Below are 17,973 nucleotides of genomic sequence, written 5' to 3' on the forward strand. Positions count from 1 at the left end.
CCCGAGGGCCGCGTGCTGCTGCGGCCCTCGGGGACCGAGCCGCTGGTGCGGGTGATGGTCGAGGCGCCGACCGACGCGCGGGCCCGCGCGGTCGCCACCGAGCTGGCCGACGTCGTCAGGCGCGAGCTCACCGTCGCCGGCTGACGCCGGCCCACACCTCCCTGGGGAAGGCTGCGAAGGCGCTCCGGGAACGAGGAGACGACCGTCCGAAGTAGCCGGGAATTCGTGCCGTCACAACGACTTGGCGGACATCGATACCGGGACCGGCAACGTCCTGACCTGCGCCAATAACCCGCTTGGGGAGCCGGCCACCGGTCGGCTCGGGGCTTTCGCCGCATCCGCGCTGGACCCTTCGCGAAACCTGTCGACGGTTCCCGGGTCCGTGCGCGCACAGCCGTCGCCGCTGCGTACGCTGAGCCCCATGTGCGGGATCATCGGCTACGTGGGAGAGCAGTCCGCCCTCGAGGTCGCCCTCGGCGGGCTGCGCCGGCTGGAGTACCGAGGGTATGACTCGGCCGGAATCGCCGTCGTCGGCGCGGGCGCGCTGAAGGTCGTCCGACGCGCCGGAAAGCTGGCGAACCTGGAGAAGGCGCTCGCCGAGAACGACGAGGGCCAGGTCGTCGGGGAGGGCATGGCCGGCACGACCGGCATGGGCCACACCCGCTGGGCCACCCACGGCGGGCCGACCGACGTCAACGCCCACCCTCACACGGACTGCACCGGGACGATCGGTGTCATCCACAACGGGATCATCGAGAACTTCACCGCGCTGCGGGCCGAGCTGTTCGCCGCCGGCCATGAGCTGGAGAGCGAGACCGACACCGAGGTCGTCGCGCACCTGCTCGAGGCCGAGCTGGGCCGTCCGGGCTCGGCGGAGGCGACCGCCGTCGCCGCCAGCGAGGGCACCGAGGGCGGGCGCCACCCGCTCACCGAGGCGGTCCGCCGAGTCTGCCATCGGCTCTCCGGCGCGTTCACCCTCGTCGTGCTGCACCGGGACTTCCCGGAGGTCGTCGTCGGTGCCCGGCGCAACAGCCCGCTGGTGGTCGGGCTCGGCCAGGGGGAGACGTTCCTCGCCAGCGACGTCTCCGCGTTCATCGCGCACACCCGGGACGCGCTGGAGATCGGCCAGGACCAGATCGTCGAGGGCCGCCGGGACGGCGTGACGGTCATCGACTTCAACGGCGAACAGGTCGAGGGCCGGCCTTACCACGTCGACTGGGACGCATCAGCCGCCGAGAAGGGCGGCTACCCGTACTTCATGCTCAAGGAGATCAGTGAGCAGCCGGCGGTGCTCGCCGACACCCTGCGCGGCCGGCTGTCGCCCGACGGAGCGATCGTGCTGGACGAGGAGCGGCTGTCCGGCGAGGACTTCCGCGACATCGACAAGGTCTTCATCGTCGCCTGCGGCACGGCCTACCATGCCGGCCTGATCGCCAAGTACGCGATCGAGCACTGGACCCGGCTGCCCTGCGAGGTCGAGATGGCCTCCGAGTTCCGCTACCGTGACCCGGTGCTCGACCGCTCGACGCTGGTCATCGCGATCAGCCAGTCCGGCGAGACGCTGGACACGCTGATGGCCGTCAAGCACGCCCGTGAGCAGAAGGCCCGGGTGCTGGCGATCTGCAACACCAACGGTTCGACGATTCCGCGCGAGTCCGACGCCGTGCTCTACACCCGGTGCGGCCCGGAGGTCGGCGTCGCCGCCACCAAGACGTTCCTCGGCCAGGTCGCGGCCTGCCTGCTCGTCGGCCTCTTCCTCGCGCAGGCCCGTGGCGTGCTCTACGGCGACGAGGTCGGCGCCTACGTCGAGAAGCTCCAGAAGATGCCCGACCTGGTGGCCCGCACGCTGGGTACGGTCGGCCCGGTGCGGGAGCTGGCCCGCAGCCTGTCGGGCGCCAGGACCGTGCTGTTCCTGGGGCGGCACGTCGGGTACCCGGTGGCCCTGGAAGGCGCGCTCAAGCTCAAGGAGCTCGCCTACATGCACGCCGAGGGCTTCCCTGCGGGAGAGCTCAAGCACGGGCCGATCGCGCTGGTCGAGCAGGGTGTGCCGGTCGTCGTCGTGGTGCCCTCGCCGCGCGGGCGGGCCGTGCTGCACGACAAGGTCGTGTCCAACATCCAGGAGGTCCGGGCCCGCGGTGCCCGGACCATCGTCATCGCCGAGGAGGGGGACCACCTCGTCGAGCCGTTCGCCGACCACCTGATCCGGGTACCGGCGACCTCGTCGCTGTTCTCCCCGCTGGTGACGACGATCCCGCTACAGGTGTTCGCCTGCGAACTGGCCCTCGCCCGCGGCCTCGACGTCGACCAGCCCCGCAACCTCGCCAAGTCCGTCACCGTCGAATGAGCAGCAGACGCAACAAAGTTCCCGACCCTGGACCGGCGCCGGCCTCGTAGATACACGCCATCCCGAGGTCAGGGGTTGGGGCGGGCGCGCAAGCGCCCGACCCGGCAGCCGGCGAGCGGGCGCGCAAGCGCCCTTCGAGCCGGCGCCCTAGTCGGTGGCCTGGTCGCGGTGCCAGCGGACGGTGGCCTCCCAGAGGGCGTCGGCGAGGTCGTCGTTCTCGTCGGCGAGGTCGAGCACCAGGTCGACCAGCTCCGCCCGCGGCAGCCCGGTCAGGAAGACCCCGACCGCTGCCCGGACGTAGTCGTCGTCGTCCTCGTCGTCCTCGTCCCCGTTGACCGAGCCGGTCGCCGCCAGGGCGACGGCGACCCCGTGCGGACACAGCGCCGCGACGGCGGCCTCGGGGCAGCCGCACTCCTGGTGTGGGCCGTCCTCGTCGACCGACAGCTTGACGGCGTACTGGCCGTCGTCGTCCACCGTCCCCGAGGCATCGCTCGGTCGGATCCGGAGGTCGGCCACGCGGCCGAGCAGCGCCAGCCCGACGCCGCGGGTGAACGCCTCGGTGCCCGCGAGCGTGGCGCAGGTGGTCTCGGTGAAGGCGGCCTCGAGCGGCGTGAGGATGACCTCGTCGTGCGGTCCGTCCCCGGAAACCTTGATGATCACCCCGCAATCCTATGGCGGGCCCGGGCCGGCTGTGCCGGGGCTGTCCCCGTTGCCGGCAGTCAGCCGGTCCGAGCGGTGCCAAGTAGGGTTCCGGCAGACGTCGTCCCGACCACTGACGCCGGCTCGACACCGTCGCGCCGGCCGCGCGGGGCGGGGATCCGCGCCTGGATTCCGGAGGGCCCGATGACTCAGCCGACCACTGCGACCAGCGCGGACCCGGCGACGCCGCCGCGCGTGTACGCCGCCATCGACCTGGACGCGGTGCGGGCGTCGACCGCTGAGCTGGTCGCCCGCGCCGGTTCCGCGGCGACCATGGCGGTCGTCAAGGCCGACGGTTATGGCCACGGCATGCTGCCGTGCGCCCGCGCCGCGCTCGACGCGGGCGCGACCTGGCTCGGGGTCGCCGTGATCGAGGAGGCGCTGGCGCTGCGAGCGGCCGGCATCACGGTGCCGGTGATGTCCTGGCTGATGTCGCCGGGGGAGCCGCTCGACGCGGCCATCGGCGCCCAGATCGACCTGTCGGCCTCCGCGCCCTGGGCGCTGGCCGAGATCGCCGCGGCAGCCAGAGCGACCGGCCGGCCGGCCCGGGTTCACCTGAAGGCCGACACCGGGCTCGGCCGGTCCGGCGCCACCGGCGCCGACTGGCCGGCCCTGTGCGACGCGGCCGCCGCCCTGCGCGCCGAGGGTGTGCTCGACGTCGTCGGGGTGTGGAGCCACTTCGCGTTCGCCGACGCACCGGGCCATCCGACCGTGCAGGGCCAGATCGGCCGGTTCACCGACGCGGTCGCGATCGCGGAGAAGGCTGGGCTGCGCCCCGAGGTGCGGCACCTGGCGAACTCGGCCGCCACCCTGGTCAGCCCGGAAGCCCATTTCGACCTGGTCCGGCCGGGGATCTCGATCTACGGGCTGTCGCCCGGCCCGGAGGTCGGCCGGTCCGCCGAGCTCGGCCTGCGACCGGCGATGCGCCTCGCCGCCAGGGTCGCGCTCGCCAAGCGCGTCCCGCCCGGCACCGGGGTCTCCTACGCCCACCGCTACGTCACCGACTCCGAGACGACGCTCGCGCTCGTCCCGCTGGGCTACGCCGACGGGGTGCCGCGCGCGGCGACGAACCTCGGCGAGGTGCTGCTCGCCGGCCGGCGCCGGCGGATCGCGGGCACGGTCTGCATGGACCAGTTCGTCCTCGACGTCGGCGACGACAGGGTCGCCGAAGGTGACGAGGCGGTGCTGTTCGGCCCTGGCGACGACGGCGAGCCGACGGCCGACGACTGGGCCGCCGCGCTCGGCACCATCAACTACGAGATCGTCACCCGGATCGGCCCCCGTGTCCCCCGGGTCTACGTCAACCCCTAGCGGTCTGTTGACGCCAAAGGCTCAGCCCGCGAGGACCGCCCGGGCGAGCTGGATGAGCACGGCCTCGTCGCCGGGCACCGGGGTCACGATCGTGGGTGGCGGCGTCGGCGCCGGTGTCGGGGGGACGCACAGCTCGACGCGGACGACCCGATCGGCCGCGAGCACCAGCAACTGGCCGGCCGAGCGGACCGCCGCGTCGCCGACGCCCTGGATCTCCACCGGAGCGGAGGCCGTCGTCGGCGGCCCCTGGGAGCACCCGAAGATCGACGGCGTCCCCGCCGGCGCGAAACGGCGTTGGTCGAAGACGGCGCGCGCGGTCGTCGCGTCGTCCACCTGAGTCGTCTCGACGGTGAGAGTGCCCAGCTCCCAGCTGGTTGGGCTGGCCTGCCACTGGCAGGAGACCTGGCGGGTCAGACCGGTGTACGAGACGTCGGGGTAGCTCCGCTGGACGGATTCGTTCTCGTCGACCTGGCTCGGCGGATCGGCCGTGGAGCTCCCGAGGGCGCGGGTGACCGCGTCGACCGGCAGCAGCGGGCAGACCGGCTGAGTCGAACCAGACGGCGTGAGGCCGCCGGCGGCCCGCCAGGCGCCGTCGACGAAGGCGTACGGCGTCAGAAACGCCGACGAGGTCGTCTCGAACGACGGTTGACCTCGGTTGGCCGCGGCCGGGCCGGGCCGGACGCCGTCCGGGCCGGCCGTCACTACCCGCTGCTCACCGGCGACCAGCAGCGTCACCTCCAGCCGCCAGCGGCAGGCGCAGCCGTCGGTCGTCGCCGCCACCAGCAGCGGGGCGGTCGTCCTGGCCGGCACGTGCACCGGCGGCACGGGCCGGCCGTCGTTCGGGCCGGGCGGGATCAGCTCGGAGGTGCGGCGGTCGAGGTCGACGGGCGCCGCGGCCGAGAACGGCAGCGTGCGTGCCTGGTAGAGTGCCGGCCTGCGCTGCCAGGGCGGCGCGTTGTACTCGGCCAGGTTGTCGGCGTCGATCACGCCCGAACAGGTGAGCAGGATGCCCTGGGTCGGGGCCGGGCGAGCTTCGTCGAGCTGGACCCGGTAGCCGAGCACGGTGACCGGGATGCCGCGGCGCGCGCTCACCGTCAACCGGACCGGGGAGAGGTCCGCCGGCACCGAGTCGATCGTGCCCGCCCAGGCCGCCCGCTGCGCGCAGTCGTCGCGCCCGCCAGGTGGCGGCGGAACCCGGCTTGCGGCGGCGGTGGTCACGTAGCTCTCGCCCTGGTACCGGGCGGTCCTGGCCGACCAGCCGGACGGGCTGGTCACCGCGCGGTCCGGGTCGGCGTCGACCCAGATCCCGTACGCCGCCTCGCAGACCGCGCCCGCGTGCGCGGTGCAGGGCAGCCCGGGATTCCTGGTCGTCTGGGCGAGCCAGACCGCGCCGCCGGCCATCACCAGCACGACGACCACAGCCACGGCGGTCACGAGCCTTCCCGAGCCGGCCCGGTCGAGAAGCCGGCCTCCGGCGGCGGCCAGCGCGCCACCGGCCCGGGCGAGCGGACCAGCCGGCGCGTCCGGGTCCCGCGCCGACCCGATCTCGTCTCCCGACCGTCCGTCGCCGGTGCCGCGGTCGGGACGCCAGGAATCGCGCGCGCCGCTCATCGACCCCTCCTCCACTGCCAAGCTGGAGATCATCATCGCGCGCTGGGGTCGCTGACGGGCGGTTTTGCCGCATCGGCCCGGTTGGCGGCCGCTGCGCGGACCCGGGTTTGCCACGGGCGCCGAGACGGCTGAGCGGGGAGCACCTACGGTCGAGGGAGGCGTTCGACGCCCGTGGTGCCGGCCGGGGGGCGGCACGGTCGTCACGGGCCCGAACGGGTACTGCGTCCGGGACGGCAGCACGAGACAACCACGAGACATGAGGGAGACGACGTGAAGCTCAGGTGGCGCGGCGGTAGGGGCACGGCCACGGCATCCGCCCCGCTCGGCGGTACGCGACACGACGAGCTGGACGGCCCGGACGACGACGACCTCGACGAAGACCTCGACGGCCGCACCGACCTGGCCGGTACGGACGCCGAGGCGCGCCCGACCGGCGGGCCTGTCCTGCTCACCCTCACCACCCGTGAGCAGGTCGAGCAGGCCGCGGCCGCCGAGGCGGCGCCGAAGATGGTCCGGGTGCGGCCCGGGCGCGGGGCGTTCGGCGGTATGGCCAGCGGCGGCGGCTGCGCCAACCCGAACCGCTGACCCGAACCGCTGACCCGAGCTGGCCCGCGGCGCCGGCCCGGACCGGTGTGACCGGGCGGATGATGGACGGGTGACGACCTCAGGCGGCCCCGGCTCGACGCCGGGCCTGGATGCGGCGGGTGCCCAGATCTCCTCGCGCGATGGCGCCGGCGGCGCCCAGGGCGAGCTGGTGGTCGAGACACCGGACGACATGCGCGGGCTGGGCGCCCGGATCGCGCGGGTCGCCCGGCCCGGTGACCTGATCGTGCTCGCCGGGCCGCTCGGCGCGGGCAAGACCGTCCTGGTGCAGGGGATCGCGGCGGGGCTCGGGGTGCCGGGTCCGGTGACGTCGCCGACGTTCGTGCTCGCCCGGGTTCACACCGGCGGCCGGCTGCCGCTGGTACACGTCGACGCCTACCGGCTCGCGGGCGTGGCCGAGGTCGACGACCTCGACCTGGACGCGGACACCGACGTCGCACTGACCGTGGTCGAGTGGGGCGCCGGTCGGGTGGAGCAGCTGGCGAACGAGCACCTGCGGGTCGACATCGACCGCCCGGAGGGTGACGAGGCCGGCGAGGCCCGCCGCGTCCAGCTCGTGCCCGCCGGGCCCGACTGGGCCGAGCGCCTGCGCTCCCTGGGGGACGCCAAGGTCGCCGCCGGCTGACGGGAACGCGGCGGGCGCCGGTCCGGCCGCCCGATTTCGCGTCGGTTCTCCCATCGACGCTGGTTTCTCCGGGTGAGCGTGAGGTCCTTTCGGTAACCCTGGGCGGAGCGGTCCGGAGCCCGCCCGGTCGCGGTCCGTAGGCTGGACGGGTGTTGGTGCTCGCTGTTGACACCTCGACGCCGGCCTGCTCGGTGGCTCTCGTCGAGCTCGGTCCCGCGCCGTCGTTCGGTCCCGCGCCGTCGTCCGGTCCCGCGTCGTCGTCCGGTCTCGCGCCGTCGCCCGGGCCCGGGCGCCTGCTTGCCGCCCGGCGGGTCGTCGACGCCCGGCGGCACGGCGAGCTGCTCGCCCCGCTGATCCAGACGGTGCTCGCCGAGGCTGCCGTCCGGCCCGCCGCGTTGTCGGCGCTGGTCGTCGGGCTCGGTCCAGGGCCGTTCACCAGCCTGCGGGTCGGGATCGTGACCGCTGGCACGTTCGCCGCAGCGCTCGGCCTGCCCTGCCACGGTGTCTGCTCGCTGGACGGGATCGGCGCCGCCACGACGGGCCAGGCCGGGGTCGCCATCGACGCCCGCCGTCGCGAGGTGTTCTGGGCTGGCTACGCGGACGGCCGCCGGATCGCGGGCCCGTCGGTCGACTACCCGGTGCGCGCCGCCGAGCTGCTGCGGGCCGCCGGTGTGGACACCCTGGCCGGGCCGGGCCGGGAGCTCTATCCCGACGCGTTCACGTCCTTCGCCGCGGCGAGCGCCGGTCTCGCACCGTCCGTGCCCGACTATCCGGATCCGGCGCTGCTCGCCGCCCTCGCGGCGGCGGACCTGCGCGCCGGGCGGGCCCCCGAGCCGCTGACGCCGATCTACCTGCGCCGGCCGGACGTCGCCGAACCGCACCCGGCGAAGCCGGTCAGGGCATGAGCTCCGGCGGCGGGCCGGACCAGCGGCCGCCCGCGGTCACCCTGGTACCGCTGCGCTGGTGGCAGCTCGTCGAGGCAGCCGAACTGGAGCGGGACGTCTTCGACGTCGACCCGTGGACGCCCGAGATGTTCTGGTCGGAACTGGCGGCCGGGCCGAGCCGGTACTACCTGGCCGCGCTGGTCGCGGGCCGGATCGTCGGGTATGCCGGCCTCGCCGTCACCGACGACGAGGCGTACATCCAGACCGTCGGCGTGCACCCGGACCTGCGGGGTCGTGGGCTGGGCGCCCGCCTGATGATCGCTCTGCTGCGTGAGGCGCGACGGCGGGGCGCGCGCAGCTGCGGCCTGGAGGTGCGCACCGACAACCACGCGGCCCGGGCGCTCTACGCCCGGCTCGGCTTCGTCGACATCGGCATGCGCCGGGGGTACTACCAGCCGTCCGGCGGCGACGCCTACGTGATGCGGGCCCGCCCCATCGACACCGTCGGCTACGGCGCCCAGCTCGACGCCGCCTGGTCGGCTCTCGACGAGCGGGACGCGGCCGACGCCGAGCCCGGCCGGCCAGACACACCCCCGGGCGGCACGGCGGCTTCCGACGGCCCGGCGGGCGGCGGCGGGGCCGCGGCGCCCGGCGTGCCGGCTTCGACGTTCAGGGAGGGAACCGGATGAGCCGGCCGGATGGGCGAGGGCCCCTCGTCCTCGGGATCGAGACTTCGTGCGACGAGACCGGCGTCGGGCTGGTGCGCGACGGGGTGCTGCTCGCCGACGCGCTGGCCTCGTCGGTCGACGAGCACGCCCGCTACGGCGGCGTGGTGCCCGAGATCGCCGCTCGGGCGCACCTGGAGGCGATGGTCCCGACGGTCGAGCGGGCGCTGGCCGCCGCCGGCGCCCGGCCGGCGGACCTCGACGCGGTCGCCGTCACGGCGGGGCCCGGCCTCGCCGGCGCGTTGCTGGTCGGGGTCGCGGCGGCGAAGGCGTACGCGCTGGCGCTCGGGGTGCCGCTCTACGGCGTGCACCACCTGGCCGCGCACGTCGCCGTCGACACGCTGGAACACGGCCCGCTGCCGGCGCCGTCGATCGCCCTGCTGGTCTCCGGCGGCCACTCGTCGCTGCTGCTGGTGGAGGACCTGGCCGCGGCCCCGGTGGTCTCCCTGGGCGCCACCGTCGACGACGCGGCCGGCGAGGCCTACGACAAGGTCGCCCGGCTGCTCGGGATGCCGTTCCCCGGCGGTCCGCCGATCGACCGGGCGGCGCGGGACGGTTCGCCGACGATCTCGTTCCCACGTGGCAAGGCGGGTGACGGGACCTTCGACTTCTCCTTCAGCGGCCTGAAGACGGCCGTCGCCCGCTGGGTGGAGGCGCGGCGGCGGGCCGGTGAGCCGGTGCCGATCGCCGACGTCGCCGCGTCCTTCCAGGAGGCCGTCGTCGACGTGCTCACCGCCAAGGCGGTCGCCGCGGCGAGGGCGCACAGCGTCGACACGATCGTCATCGGCGGGGGGGTCGCCGCGAACAGCCGGCTGCGAGCGCTGGCCGCCGAGCGGTGCGCGGCCGCCGGAATCACCCTGCGGGTTCCGCGTCCTGGGCTGTGCACCGACAACGGCGCCATGGTCGCCGCTCTCGGCGCCCTCCAGGTCGCGGCCGGAGTTGCTCCGTCCCCGCTCGACCTGCCCGCCTCCTCGACGCTCCCGCTGGGTGTCTGACCGAAGGCTGTCGGCCGCGCCCACCGGTGTCGGTTTGACGCGGGCGGCTGCGACGGAGCAGTCTGGAGCTGTGCCGCAGCAGCTCGTGTCTCGTCAGCCTTTGGGTGAGCAGCCCCTGGGCGTCCGACTCATGGGCATTACCTAGGCGCGCGACCGAGCGTTCAGTCGGCCGCGCGCCAAGCCTTCCGCTTTCTGCGGGGGGCTTTTTTGTTTGCCGCGGCCACGGCGCACTCCAGTGGCCGCAAAGCCACCAGGGAGCCTTGGATGACCCAGCCAGCAGCGACGACGCCGTCGCCGCGCACGTCCGGTAAATCCGGCGCCACCGCCGGATCCCCGGACGAGCAGGCGGACGACGCCGCCGACCGAACTACCACCCGGACCGCGGCCGGGCCGGACGACCTCTCCCCGGCCGAGGTCGCGGCCCTGATCCGCGCGGTCGACGTCGACGCGGCCGCGGCCACCCTCACCGGAGTCGCCCGGCGGACCCGGGTCGTCACGCACCCCGGTCTGGGCCGCCGTACCGGCGCGCCGATCTGGCTGAAGTGTGAGGACGAGCAGCACACCCGGTCGTTCAAGCTGCGCGGTGCGTACAACCGGGTCGCCCAGGCCGACCCGGCCCGTCGGGCTCGCGGTCTGGTCGCGGCCAGCGCAGGCAACCATGCCCAGGGCGTGGCCTACGCGGCGGCCCAGTTCGGCGTCGACTCGACGATCTTCGTACCGACCGGCGCGAACTCGGTCAAGGTGGCCAGGACGCGTCGCTGGGGAGCGCGGGTCGAGCACGTGGACGGCGGGGTCGACGCCGCGCTCGCCGCCGCCGCGGCGTTCGCCGCCGAGGGCGACCGGCTGATGGTCCACCCGTTCGACGATGCGGCCGTGATCGCCGGTCAGGGCACGGTCGGGCTCGAGCTGATCGAGCAGGTGCCCGACCTGCGCACAGTCGTCGTCGGGGTCGGCGGCGGCGGGCTGGCCGCCGGGATCGCCGCCGCGCTGGCTGGCCACGCCCGCGGCGCCCAGGTGCGGGTGGTCGGCGTCCAGGCCGAGAACGCCTCCGCGTTCGCCGACTCCTTCCACGCCGGCCGACGCCTCTGCGCGCCCGCCGACACCGTCGCCGACGGGATGGCGGTGCGTACCCCCGGCCGGCTGACGCTGGCGCTCGCCGCGTCGCTGCTCGACGACGTGGTCACCGTCGACGAGGACGCGTTCTGGGAGGCGATGGTGCTGCTGCGGGCGACCGGGGACCACCTCGTCGAGCCGGCCGGCGCGGCCGGGGTCGCCGCGCTGCTGCGTCATCCGGGACTCGCCCAGGGGCCGACGGCCGTCGTCCTGTCCGGGGGCAACATCGACCTGGCCACCGCCGAGCGCGTCGCCGCCCTCACGGCCGCAGCCACCGTTCCGGCCACCCGCCTCGCCTGAACCTGGACCTGGACCTCGGAGGGCGGCGGATCGTCGCCGGCCGGGCCATGACGCCCGTCCCGCGTCGGCGCGGGACGATGGTGGCATGCGTGCTGCCCACACCGTGGCCGATGTCCGGGGCGCCGAGGCGCCGCTGCTGGCGTCGTTGCCGCCAGGAGCGTTGATGCAGCGGGCGGTGTCCGGGCTGCTCAGCCACGCCGTCGGCTTCCTGGACGGGCGCGTTTACGGGCGCCGGGTCGTCGTGCTGGCCGGTGGCGGCGACAACGGCGGCGATGCGCTGTGGGTCGGGGCCAGACTGGCCGCGCGTGGCGCTCGGGTGGACGTGCTGGCGCCCGGCAGGACGCACCCCGAGGCCACCGCGGCCCTGCTCGCGGCCGGCGGCCGGCGCCACCGCGTCGTCGCCCCCGGCGAGGTCGCCACCGCCGCTGCAACCGCTGCAACCGCTGTAACCGCCGCCACCGACAGCGTCGCGTCGCGGCCGCTGCCGGACGATCGTGTCTCGGCGCTGCTGGCCGGGGCCGACCTGGTGCTCGACGGGCTGCTCGGGATCGGCGGGCGCGGTGGGCTGCGCGCGGCGCACGCGCGGCTGGCGGAGCTGGCCCCGGCGGCGCGGACGATCGCCGTCGACGTGCCGAGCGGGGTGGACGCGGACACCGGCTCCGTGGTGGGCCCCGCCGTACGGGCCGCGCGGACGGTGACGTTCGGGACCTACAAGCGCGGGCTGCTGCTCGGCGCGGGCGCCACCCACGTCGGTCAGCTCGCGCTCGTCGAGATCGGGCTCGACCTGCCCGAACCGGACCTCACGGCGCTCGACGACGACGACGTCGCCGCGCTGCTCCCGGTGCCGGGGCCGACCGACTCGAAGTACACCCGGGGCGTGCTGGGCCTGGTGGGAGGCAGCGACCGCTACCCGGGCGCGGTCGTGCTGGCGACCGGCGGGGCGCTGCGCGGCGGGGCCGGCTACCTGCGGGTGGTCGCCGAGGCGCGCGCGGCCGAGCACGTCCGCCGAGCCCATCCGGAGGCGGTGGTTACCGTGATCGAACCGGGAGACGCCACCGCGATGCTGGCCGCCGGCCGGGTGCAGGCCTGGGCGCTCGGTCCCGGGATCGTGCCCGGTCCGGCGGCCCGTCAGCTGGTCGAGGCGCTGGTGGGTACCGACGTGCCACTGCTGCTGGACGCCGGCGGCCTCGACCCGTTCGCCGAGGCGTTCGCCGCCGGTTTCCGGACAGGCGGCGCCGGAGGTGGCTTCGGCTTCACCGTGGGATTCGGGCCCGGCACGGGTGGGTCGGGCCGGGGGGCCGGTCGGGTGGAGCCCCCGGCCAGCCGGGAGACGCTGGCTCGGCGTGCGGCCCCGGTGCTGCTGACCCCCCATGAGGGCGAGTTCACCCGGCTCACAGCCACCGCGCTCGGCTGGGACCCGGAGGAGACCGGGCGAGAGCTGGCCGCCGACCGGCTGGCCACGGTCCGGCGGGCCAGCGGCGAGCTGGGCGTGACCGTGCTGCTCAAGGGCGCCCGGACGCTGGTCGTCGAACCAGGCGGCGCGGCCCGGGTGAACACCACCGGCACCCCATGGCTCGGCAGCGCGGGGACGGGAGACGTGCTCACCGGCCTCGCCGGCTCGCTGCTGGCGGCGGGCCTCGGGGCGCTCGACGCGGCCAGCGTGGCCGCCTATCTGCATGGCCGGGCCGGCGAGCTGGCCCCGCGCCCGCTCGCCGCCGCAGACCTCCCCGGGCTGCTGCCGGCGGCCAGAGCTGGCCTGCGCCCCGGCGCCGTCGGCTAGAGCCCGCCGCGCCGGGGGCTGTTGCCGCCTCGGTGGGCGGTTGGGGTGCCGTTCACCGGTGCATCATCGGGGAGTAGGGCATCCTAACTGGCGGGAAACGGGACGAGGCCGCCAAGATCGGCGCGCGGTTGGCGAGGTGGTGGCGTGGCGGGCACGGCCACGGGAACTGGCGGCTTCGCGAAGGGCGGCAGCCTGGGGAGGTCGGCGGCGGGCGCGGTCGACCTGGTCGGAACGGTGGCCGGGTCGAGGGCGGTCCGGGCGACCGGCGGCAGCCTGGGCATCGCCGGGGCGGTCATCGCCGCCGGTCTGATCGCGGAGCGCCGGGCCGTCAAGAAGGCCCGGGCCAGGCCAGACGTCCCGGCGCAGCTGCGGGCCGGGCCGATCGTCGGCCGGTCCACCACCGTGATCGCCTCCGACGGCGTGCCGCTGCACGTTGTCGAGAGCGACCCGGACGACCTTGCCGCCGCCGGTGTACCGGCCGCGGCCGTCACCTCCCAGACCCACGGGAACGGTTCCGCCGACGGCGTCAGCTTGGCGGCGGCGGCCGGCGCCGTCGACCGGTCGGACCCGCCCGCGGGCCTGGGCCGGCTGCGTTGGAGGTGGGGCTCAGCCGACCTGCCCGAGCGGCCGACCCTCGTGTTCGTGCACGGGTTCTGCAACACGGCCGACTCGTGGTGCTTCCAGCAGCGGGCGCTGGCCGACCTCGGCCCCATGGTCTTCTACGACCAGCGGGCGCACGGCCGGTCCGGGCCGTCCGAGGTCGCCCGGTGCACCATCGACCAGCTGGCCGATGACCTGTATGCCGTCCTGGCGGCCCGCGCGCCGGCCGGCCCGATCGTGCTGATCGGCCATTCGATGGGCGGGATGACGATCCTCGGCCTGGCCGAGCGGCACCCGGAGCTGTTCGCGGAACGAGTCGTCGCGGTGGCGCTGATGTCGACCAGTGCCGGCGACCTGGCCCGGGTGACCTTCGGTCTGCCGGCCGGGGTGTCCGGCGCGGTCCGCCGGGTGCTGCCCGGCCTCGCGGTCGGGATGCGGCACGCCCCGCCGCTGCTGGAGCGGGCCAGGCGGCGTGGCAGCGACCTGGCCTACTCGATCACCCGGCGGGTCGGCTTCGGTACCACCGACGTACCGCCGTCGGTGGTGACGTTCCTGGAAGGCGAGATCGCGACCACGCCGATCCCGGTGATCGTGTCGTTCCTGCCGACCCTGCTGGCGCACAACAAGCTCGCCGCCGCTGCGGTGCTGCGGCACGTCCCGACGCTGCTGATGGTCGGCGACCACGACCTGATGACCCCGCTGCCGCACAGCCGCACGCTCGCCGACGCGCTGCCCGAGGCGGAGCTCGTCGTCGAGGAGGGCGCCGGCCACGCCCTTCCGCTGGAACGGCCCGACGCGGTGAACGAAAACGTCCGGGCCCTCATCGGCCGGGCGCACCCAGCCCAGGCGGCGCACCGTTCGCTGCTGCCCTGGCGCTGGCAGCGCGCGCCCGGCCAGCCAGCCTCAGACGAGCCAGCCTCGGATCTCCCGGCCGCGGAGGCGGACCGAGGCTGACTGACGTCAGAGCTTGGTGACCGGGGCGTAGCGCAGGAGCAGGTCCTTGGTGCCGGTGCCCTCGCCGAAGTCGACCTTCGCCTGGGAAGAGTCGGCGATGCCGCTGGTCGCGACCACCACCCCGAGGCCGAAGACGTCATGGGTCACCCGGTCGCCGACGGACAACGCGGGAATCGGCCGGCTGGCGGGGCGAGACGACGCCCGGCCCTGGCCGAAGGGGGAGCCGGCCGGCGCCGCGCCCCCGCCGGGCCCGCGCCCGGCGCCTGACCCGAACCCGCCCGACCCGAAACCACCGCTTCCGAAGCCGCCGGATCCGAAGCCGCCGGATCCGGACGGGCCGGGGCCTGCCGGCGCCGGGGCGAGCCGGCGCCAGTCGAGCAGGTGCTCGGGGATCTCGGTGACGAACCGCGACGGCGGGTTGTAGGCGGGCTGGCCCCAGGCGCTGCGTACGACCGAGCGGGTCAGGTAGAGCCGCTGGCGGGCCCGGGTGACGCCGACGTAGGCGAGCCGGCGCTCCTCCTCCATCTGGATCGGGTCGCCCAGGGTGCGCATGTGCGGGAAGATCCCGTCCTCCAGCCCGGTGAGGAACACCACCGGGAACTCCAGGCCCTTCGCGCTGTGCAGCGTCATCAGCGTGACGACGCCGTCCGAGCCGTCGTCCGACGGGATCTGGTCGGCGTCGGCGACCAGCGAGACCTGCTCCAGGAAGCCGGCGAGCGTGCCGTCGGGGAACCGCTCGGTGTACTCCCGGACGACCTCCACCAGCTCCTGGAGGTTCTCCACCCGGCCCTGCGACTCGATCGTGTCCTCCGCGACGAGCTCGGAGAGGTAGCCGGTGCGTTCGAGCACGGCCTCGATCGTCTCGACGGGGTCGCCCTCGGCGGTCTCGCGCAGCTCGGCGAGCAGCGTCGCGAACTCCCGGATCGCCTTGGCCGACCGGGTGGCCAGGCCCGGCACGTCGTCGACCCGGCTCAGCGTGTCGGCGAAGCCGATCCGCTCCCGCTCGGCGAACGCGGCGAGCATCGCCTCGGCCCGGTCGCCGATGCCCCGCCTGGGGGTGTTGAGGATGCGGCGCAGGTTGACCGTGTCGGACGGGTTCGCCAGCACCCGAAGGTAGGCGAGCAGGTCGCGGATCTCCTTGCGCTCGTAGAAGCGCACCCCGCCGACGACCTTGTAGGGCAGGCCGACCCGGATGAAGATCTCCTCGAAGACCCGGCTCTGCGCGTTCGTCCGGTAGAAGACGGCGACGTCGGCGTACCGGGCGAGCTTCTCGTCGGACAGCCGATCCACCTCCTCGGCGACGAACGCGGCCTCGTCGTGCTCGTTGTCGGCGACGAAGCCGACGATCTTCTCGCCGTCGCCGGCGTCGGACCAGAGCCGCTTCGGCTTGCGCTGGGTGTTGCGGGCGATGACGGCGTTCGCCGCGGACAGGATGGTCTGGGTGGAGCGGTAGTTCTGCTCCAGCAGCACCGTCTTCGCGCTCGGGAAGTCCTCCTCGAACTCGACGATGTTGCGGATGTCCGCGCCGCGGAACGCGTAGATCGACTGGTCGGCGTCGCCGACGACACACAGCTCCGCAGGCCCGGGCAGCCCAGGGTCGTCCGCCCGGCCGGCCGTGGACCCGCCACCGCCGACCAGCTCGCGGATGAGCACGTACTGGGCGTGGTTGGTGTCCTGGTACTCGTCGACGAGGACGTGGCGGAACCGGCGGTGGTAGTGCTCGGCGACGTCCGGGAACGCCTGCAGCAGGTTCACCGTCGTCATGATCAGATCATCGAAGTCCAGCGCGTTCGCCTCGCGCAGCCGGCGCTGATAAAGCGCGTACACCTCGGCGACGGTCCGCTCGGGGTGGCTGGAGGCCTTGGCCTGCGCGGTCTCGTGGTCGACCAGCTCGTTCTTCAGGGTGCTGATCTGGGCGGCCAGGCCTCGGGCCGGATGGCGCTTGGAGTCGAGGTCGAGGTCGCGGCACACCAGGGTGATCAGCCGCTGGGCGTCGGCGGCGTCGTAGATCGAGAACGAGCTGCCGAACCCGAGCCGCTTCGACTCGTTGCGCAGGATCCGCACGCAGGCGGAGTGGAAGGTGCTCACCCACATGGCCCGCACCCGGCCGCCGACGAGAGCGCCGACCCGTTCCCGCATCTCGTTCGCGGCCTTGTTGGTGAACGTGATCGCGAGGATCTCGCCGGGGTGCACGTCGCGGGCGGCGAGCAGGTAGGCGATCCGGTGGGCGAGCACCCTGGTCTTGCCGGACCCGGCGCCGGCGACGATCAACAGCGGCGACCCCTCGTGGACCACGGCGGCTCGCTGCTGCGGGTTCAGCCCGGTTAGCAGCGCGTCCGGGTCGAGCCGGGGTGACGGCCGGCGCTCGGACTGGTGCGCCGCGGCCGACTGCCCGGACCGGGGGGCACCGGCCAGCACCGCCGGAGCGAACAGGTCGTACGAGTCACGCGGCTCGGACGATGCCCCGCCGGCGCTGGGAACGGTTTCGTCGTCGAAAAGTGTGCTCATCAGTCCTCGATCATACGTTCGAGATGCCGGTTGCCGGAGTGGGGTGCGGTCGGCGTTTCCGGCTCACCGCCACTATGCCTGCCTGATCCGACATCACCCACGGCGGCGGCCCCGGCACTGCTCTCGCGGTGCGGACGGTTGAATCCGGTGGGGCATCCGTCGAACGCTGGCGGAAGCCCTCCGTGACCCGTCGGCAACCGGCGGAATGCCGGCATAGACCCCAATGCCGGCCGATCTCGAGGTGCGGGGCGCGCGATATTGGTACGGGCGCCCCGCACCCGTTTCTTCGGTAAAGCTGACCTTCTTAGCGAGGTGACGCGCCGATTGCCCTCGGCGCAGGGCGAACCGGCATCCCGCCTTGGCGTCGTTTTGGCTCCGGACATCGCGCCAACAATGCGTGAACTCCATCAAGACAACGCTTCGGTGGTGCTGTGTGCTCAGGGGCCGCCGGACCGCCGCAGGCGCGATTTCGGTTATTCACCTATCCGCCATGGTTCCGATCGCGCCCCATTCGGCACCACGACGTAGGACCCAGGCCATGCCCCGCCGCCCCGTGCGCGCTCGCCTCGATCCAGCGTTGGCGAGGGCGCTCAGCGCCCGAGCCGGCGTCGCGGCCGGAGACTGGCCAGGAGCGGCACGCCTCCAAGATCGCCGTTTCGGCCCTCCCCTGGTCGTAAATCTGCCCCGACTACAACCACCCGAGGGCCGAACCGGCGATCAACGAACGACAGACAGGCCCCAGGAGCGGGACGCGTCCCAAGATCCCGACCCTGGACACGGCTGATCCACCGTCATCCACGCCCACCTCGATCCAGCGTTGGCGAGGGCGCTCAGCGCCCGAGCCGGGGGGGGGGGGGGGGGGGGGGGGGGGGGGGGGGGGGGGCGGCGCGCGCGGCCCGCCCCCCCCCCCCCCCGCCCCCC

General features: G+C 74.5%; 13 protein-coding genes and 1 pseudogene. 11 read left to right on the forward strand and 3 right to left on the reverse strand.

Annotation, left to right across the window (positions count from 1 at the left end; all coding sequences use genetic code 11):
• A pseudogene (locus tag I6A60_RS37080) lies at positions 1–144 on the forward strand (phosphoglucosamine mutase); the annotation flags it as partial.
• 277 nt (positions 145–421) lie between these two features.
• Positions 422–2,344 carry a glutamine--fructose-6-phosphate transaminase (isomerizing) gene (gene glmS, locus I6A60_RS37085; protein WP_013427294.1) on the forward strand — a complete coding sequence of 641 codons (1,923 nt, stop codon included), beginning with the start codon at positions 422–424 and terminating at the stop codon, positions 2,342–2,344.
• Positions 2,345–2,491: 147 nt separating this feature from the next.
• Here the strand turns inward: glmS and I6A60_RS37090 are convergent, their stop codons facing one another.
• A complete protein-coding gene (locus I6A60_RS37090) occupies positions 2,492–3,004 on the reverse strand; it encodes an SWIM zinc finger domain-containing protein (protein ID WP_203042581.1) in 513 nt (170 codons plus the stop codon).
• A gap of 183 nt (positions 3,005–3,187) precedes the next feature.
• On the opposite strand from I6A60_RS37090, the gene alr reads away from it, so the two are divergent.
• Positions 3,188–4,354, forward strand: coding sequence for an alanine racemase (alr, locus tag I6A60_RS37095; RefSeq protein WP_203021154.1), 1,167 nt, complete (start codon positions 3,188–3,190; stop codon positions 4,352–4,354).
• 21 nt (positions 4,355–4,375) lie between these two features.
• Here alr and I6A60_RS37100 read toward each other — a convergent pair whose 3' ends face one another.
• On the reverse strand, positions 4,376–5,965 hold the full coding sequence (locus tag I6A60_RS37100; RefSeq protein ID WP_203021156.1) for a hypothetical protein: 1,590 nt from the start codon (positions 5,963–5,965) through the stop codon (positions 4,376–4,378).
• Positions 5,966–6,235: 270 nt separating this feature from the next.
• On the opposite strand from I6A60_RS37100, the gene I6A60_RS37105 reads away from it, so the two are divergent.
• From I6A60_RS37105 to I6A60_RS37140, 8 genes are all read left to right on the forward strand, one after another.
• Complete coding sequence (locus I6A60_RS37105; protein WP_203021158.1) at positions 6,236–6,550, forward strand: hypothetical protein; 315 nt, start codon at positions 6,236–6,238, stop codon at positions 6,548–6,550.
• 169 nt (positions 6,551–6,719) lie between these two features.
• The gene (tsaE, locus tag I6A60_RS37110; protein WP_374113451.1) at positions 6,720–7,193 is read left to right on the forward strand and encodes a tRNA (adenosine(37)-N6)-threonylcarbamoyltransferase complex ATPase subunit type 1 TsaE; all 474 of its coding nucleotides are present in this window, start codon (positions 6,720–6,722) and stop codon (positions 7,191–7,193) included.
• Positions 7,194–7,342: 149 nt separating this feature from the next.
• Positions 7,343–8,098, forward strand: a complete 756-nt coding sequence (tsaB, locus tag I6A60_RS37115) for a tRNA (adenosine(37)-N6)-threonylcarbamoyltransferase complex dimerization subunit type 1 TsaB (RefSeq protein WP_307874064.1) — start codon at positions 7,343–7,345, stop codon at positions 8,096–8,098.
• Positions 8,095–8,766, forward strand: coding sequence for a ribosomal protein S18-alanine N-acetyltransferase (gene rimI, locus I6A60_RS37120; RefSeq protein ID WP_203021160.1), 672 nt, complete (start codon positions 8,095–8,097; stop codon positions 8,764–8,766). Before tsaB ends, rimI begins: the two co-directional genes overlap by 4 nt.
• Entirely contained in the window at positions 8,763–9,797 is a 1,035-nt protein-coding gene (gene tsaD, locus I6A60_RS37125; protein ID WP_203021162.1) for a tRNA (adenosine(37)-N6)-threonylcarbamoyltransferase complex transferase subunit TsaD, read from the forward strand. Before rimI ends, tsaD begins: the two co-directional genes overlap by 4 nt.
• 264 nt (positions 9,798–10,061) lie before the next feature.
• Positions 10,062–11,210, forward strand: a complete 1,149-nt coding sequence (locus I6A60_RS37130; RefSeq protein ID WP_203021164.1) for a threonine/serine dehydratase — start codon at positions 10,062–10,064, stop codon at positions 11,208–11,210.
• An 85-nt stretch (positions 11,211–11,295) separates the two neighbouring features.
• The gene (locus I6A60_RS37135; RefSeq protein WP_203021166.1) at positions 11,296–12,990 is read left to right on the forward strand and encodes an NAD(P)H-hydrate dehydratase; all 1,695 of its coding nucleotides are present in this window, start codon (positions 11,296–11,298) and stop codon (positions 12,988–12,990) included.
• A gap of 144 nt (positions 12,991–13,134) precedes the next feature.
• On the forward strand, positions 13,135–14,544 hold the full coding sequence (locus I6A60_RS37140; RefSeq protein WP_203021169.1) for an alpha/beta fold hydrolase: 1,410 nt from the start codon (positions 13,135–13,137) through the stop codon (positions 14,542–14,544).
• Positions 14,545–14,550: 6 nt separating this feature from the next.
• On the opposite strand, the gene pcrA is transcribed toward I6A60_RS37140, so the two are convergent.
• Positions 14,551–17,052 carry a DNA helicase PcrA gene (gene pcrA / locus I6A60_RS37145; RefSeq protein ID WP_203021171.1) on the reverse strand — a complete coding sequence of 834 codons (2,502 nt, stop codon included), beginning with the start codon at positions 17,050–17,052 and terminating at the stop codon, positions 14,551–14,553.
• Positions 17,053–17,973: the final 921 nt, after the last annotated feature.

Source organism: Frankia sp. AgB1.9 (genome assembly GCF_016786355.1).
GTDB lineage: Bacteria > Actinomycetota > Actinomycetes > Frankiales > Frankiaceae > Pseudofrankia.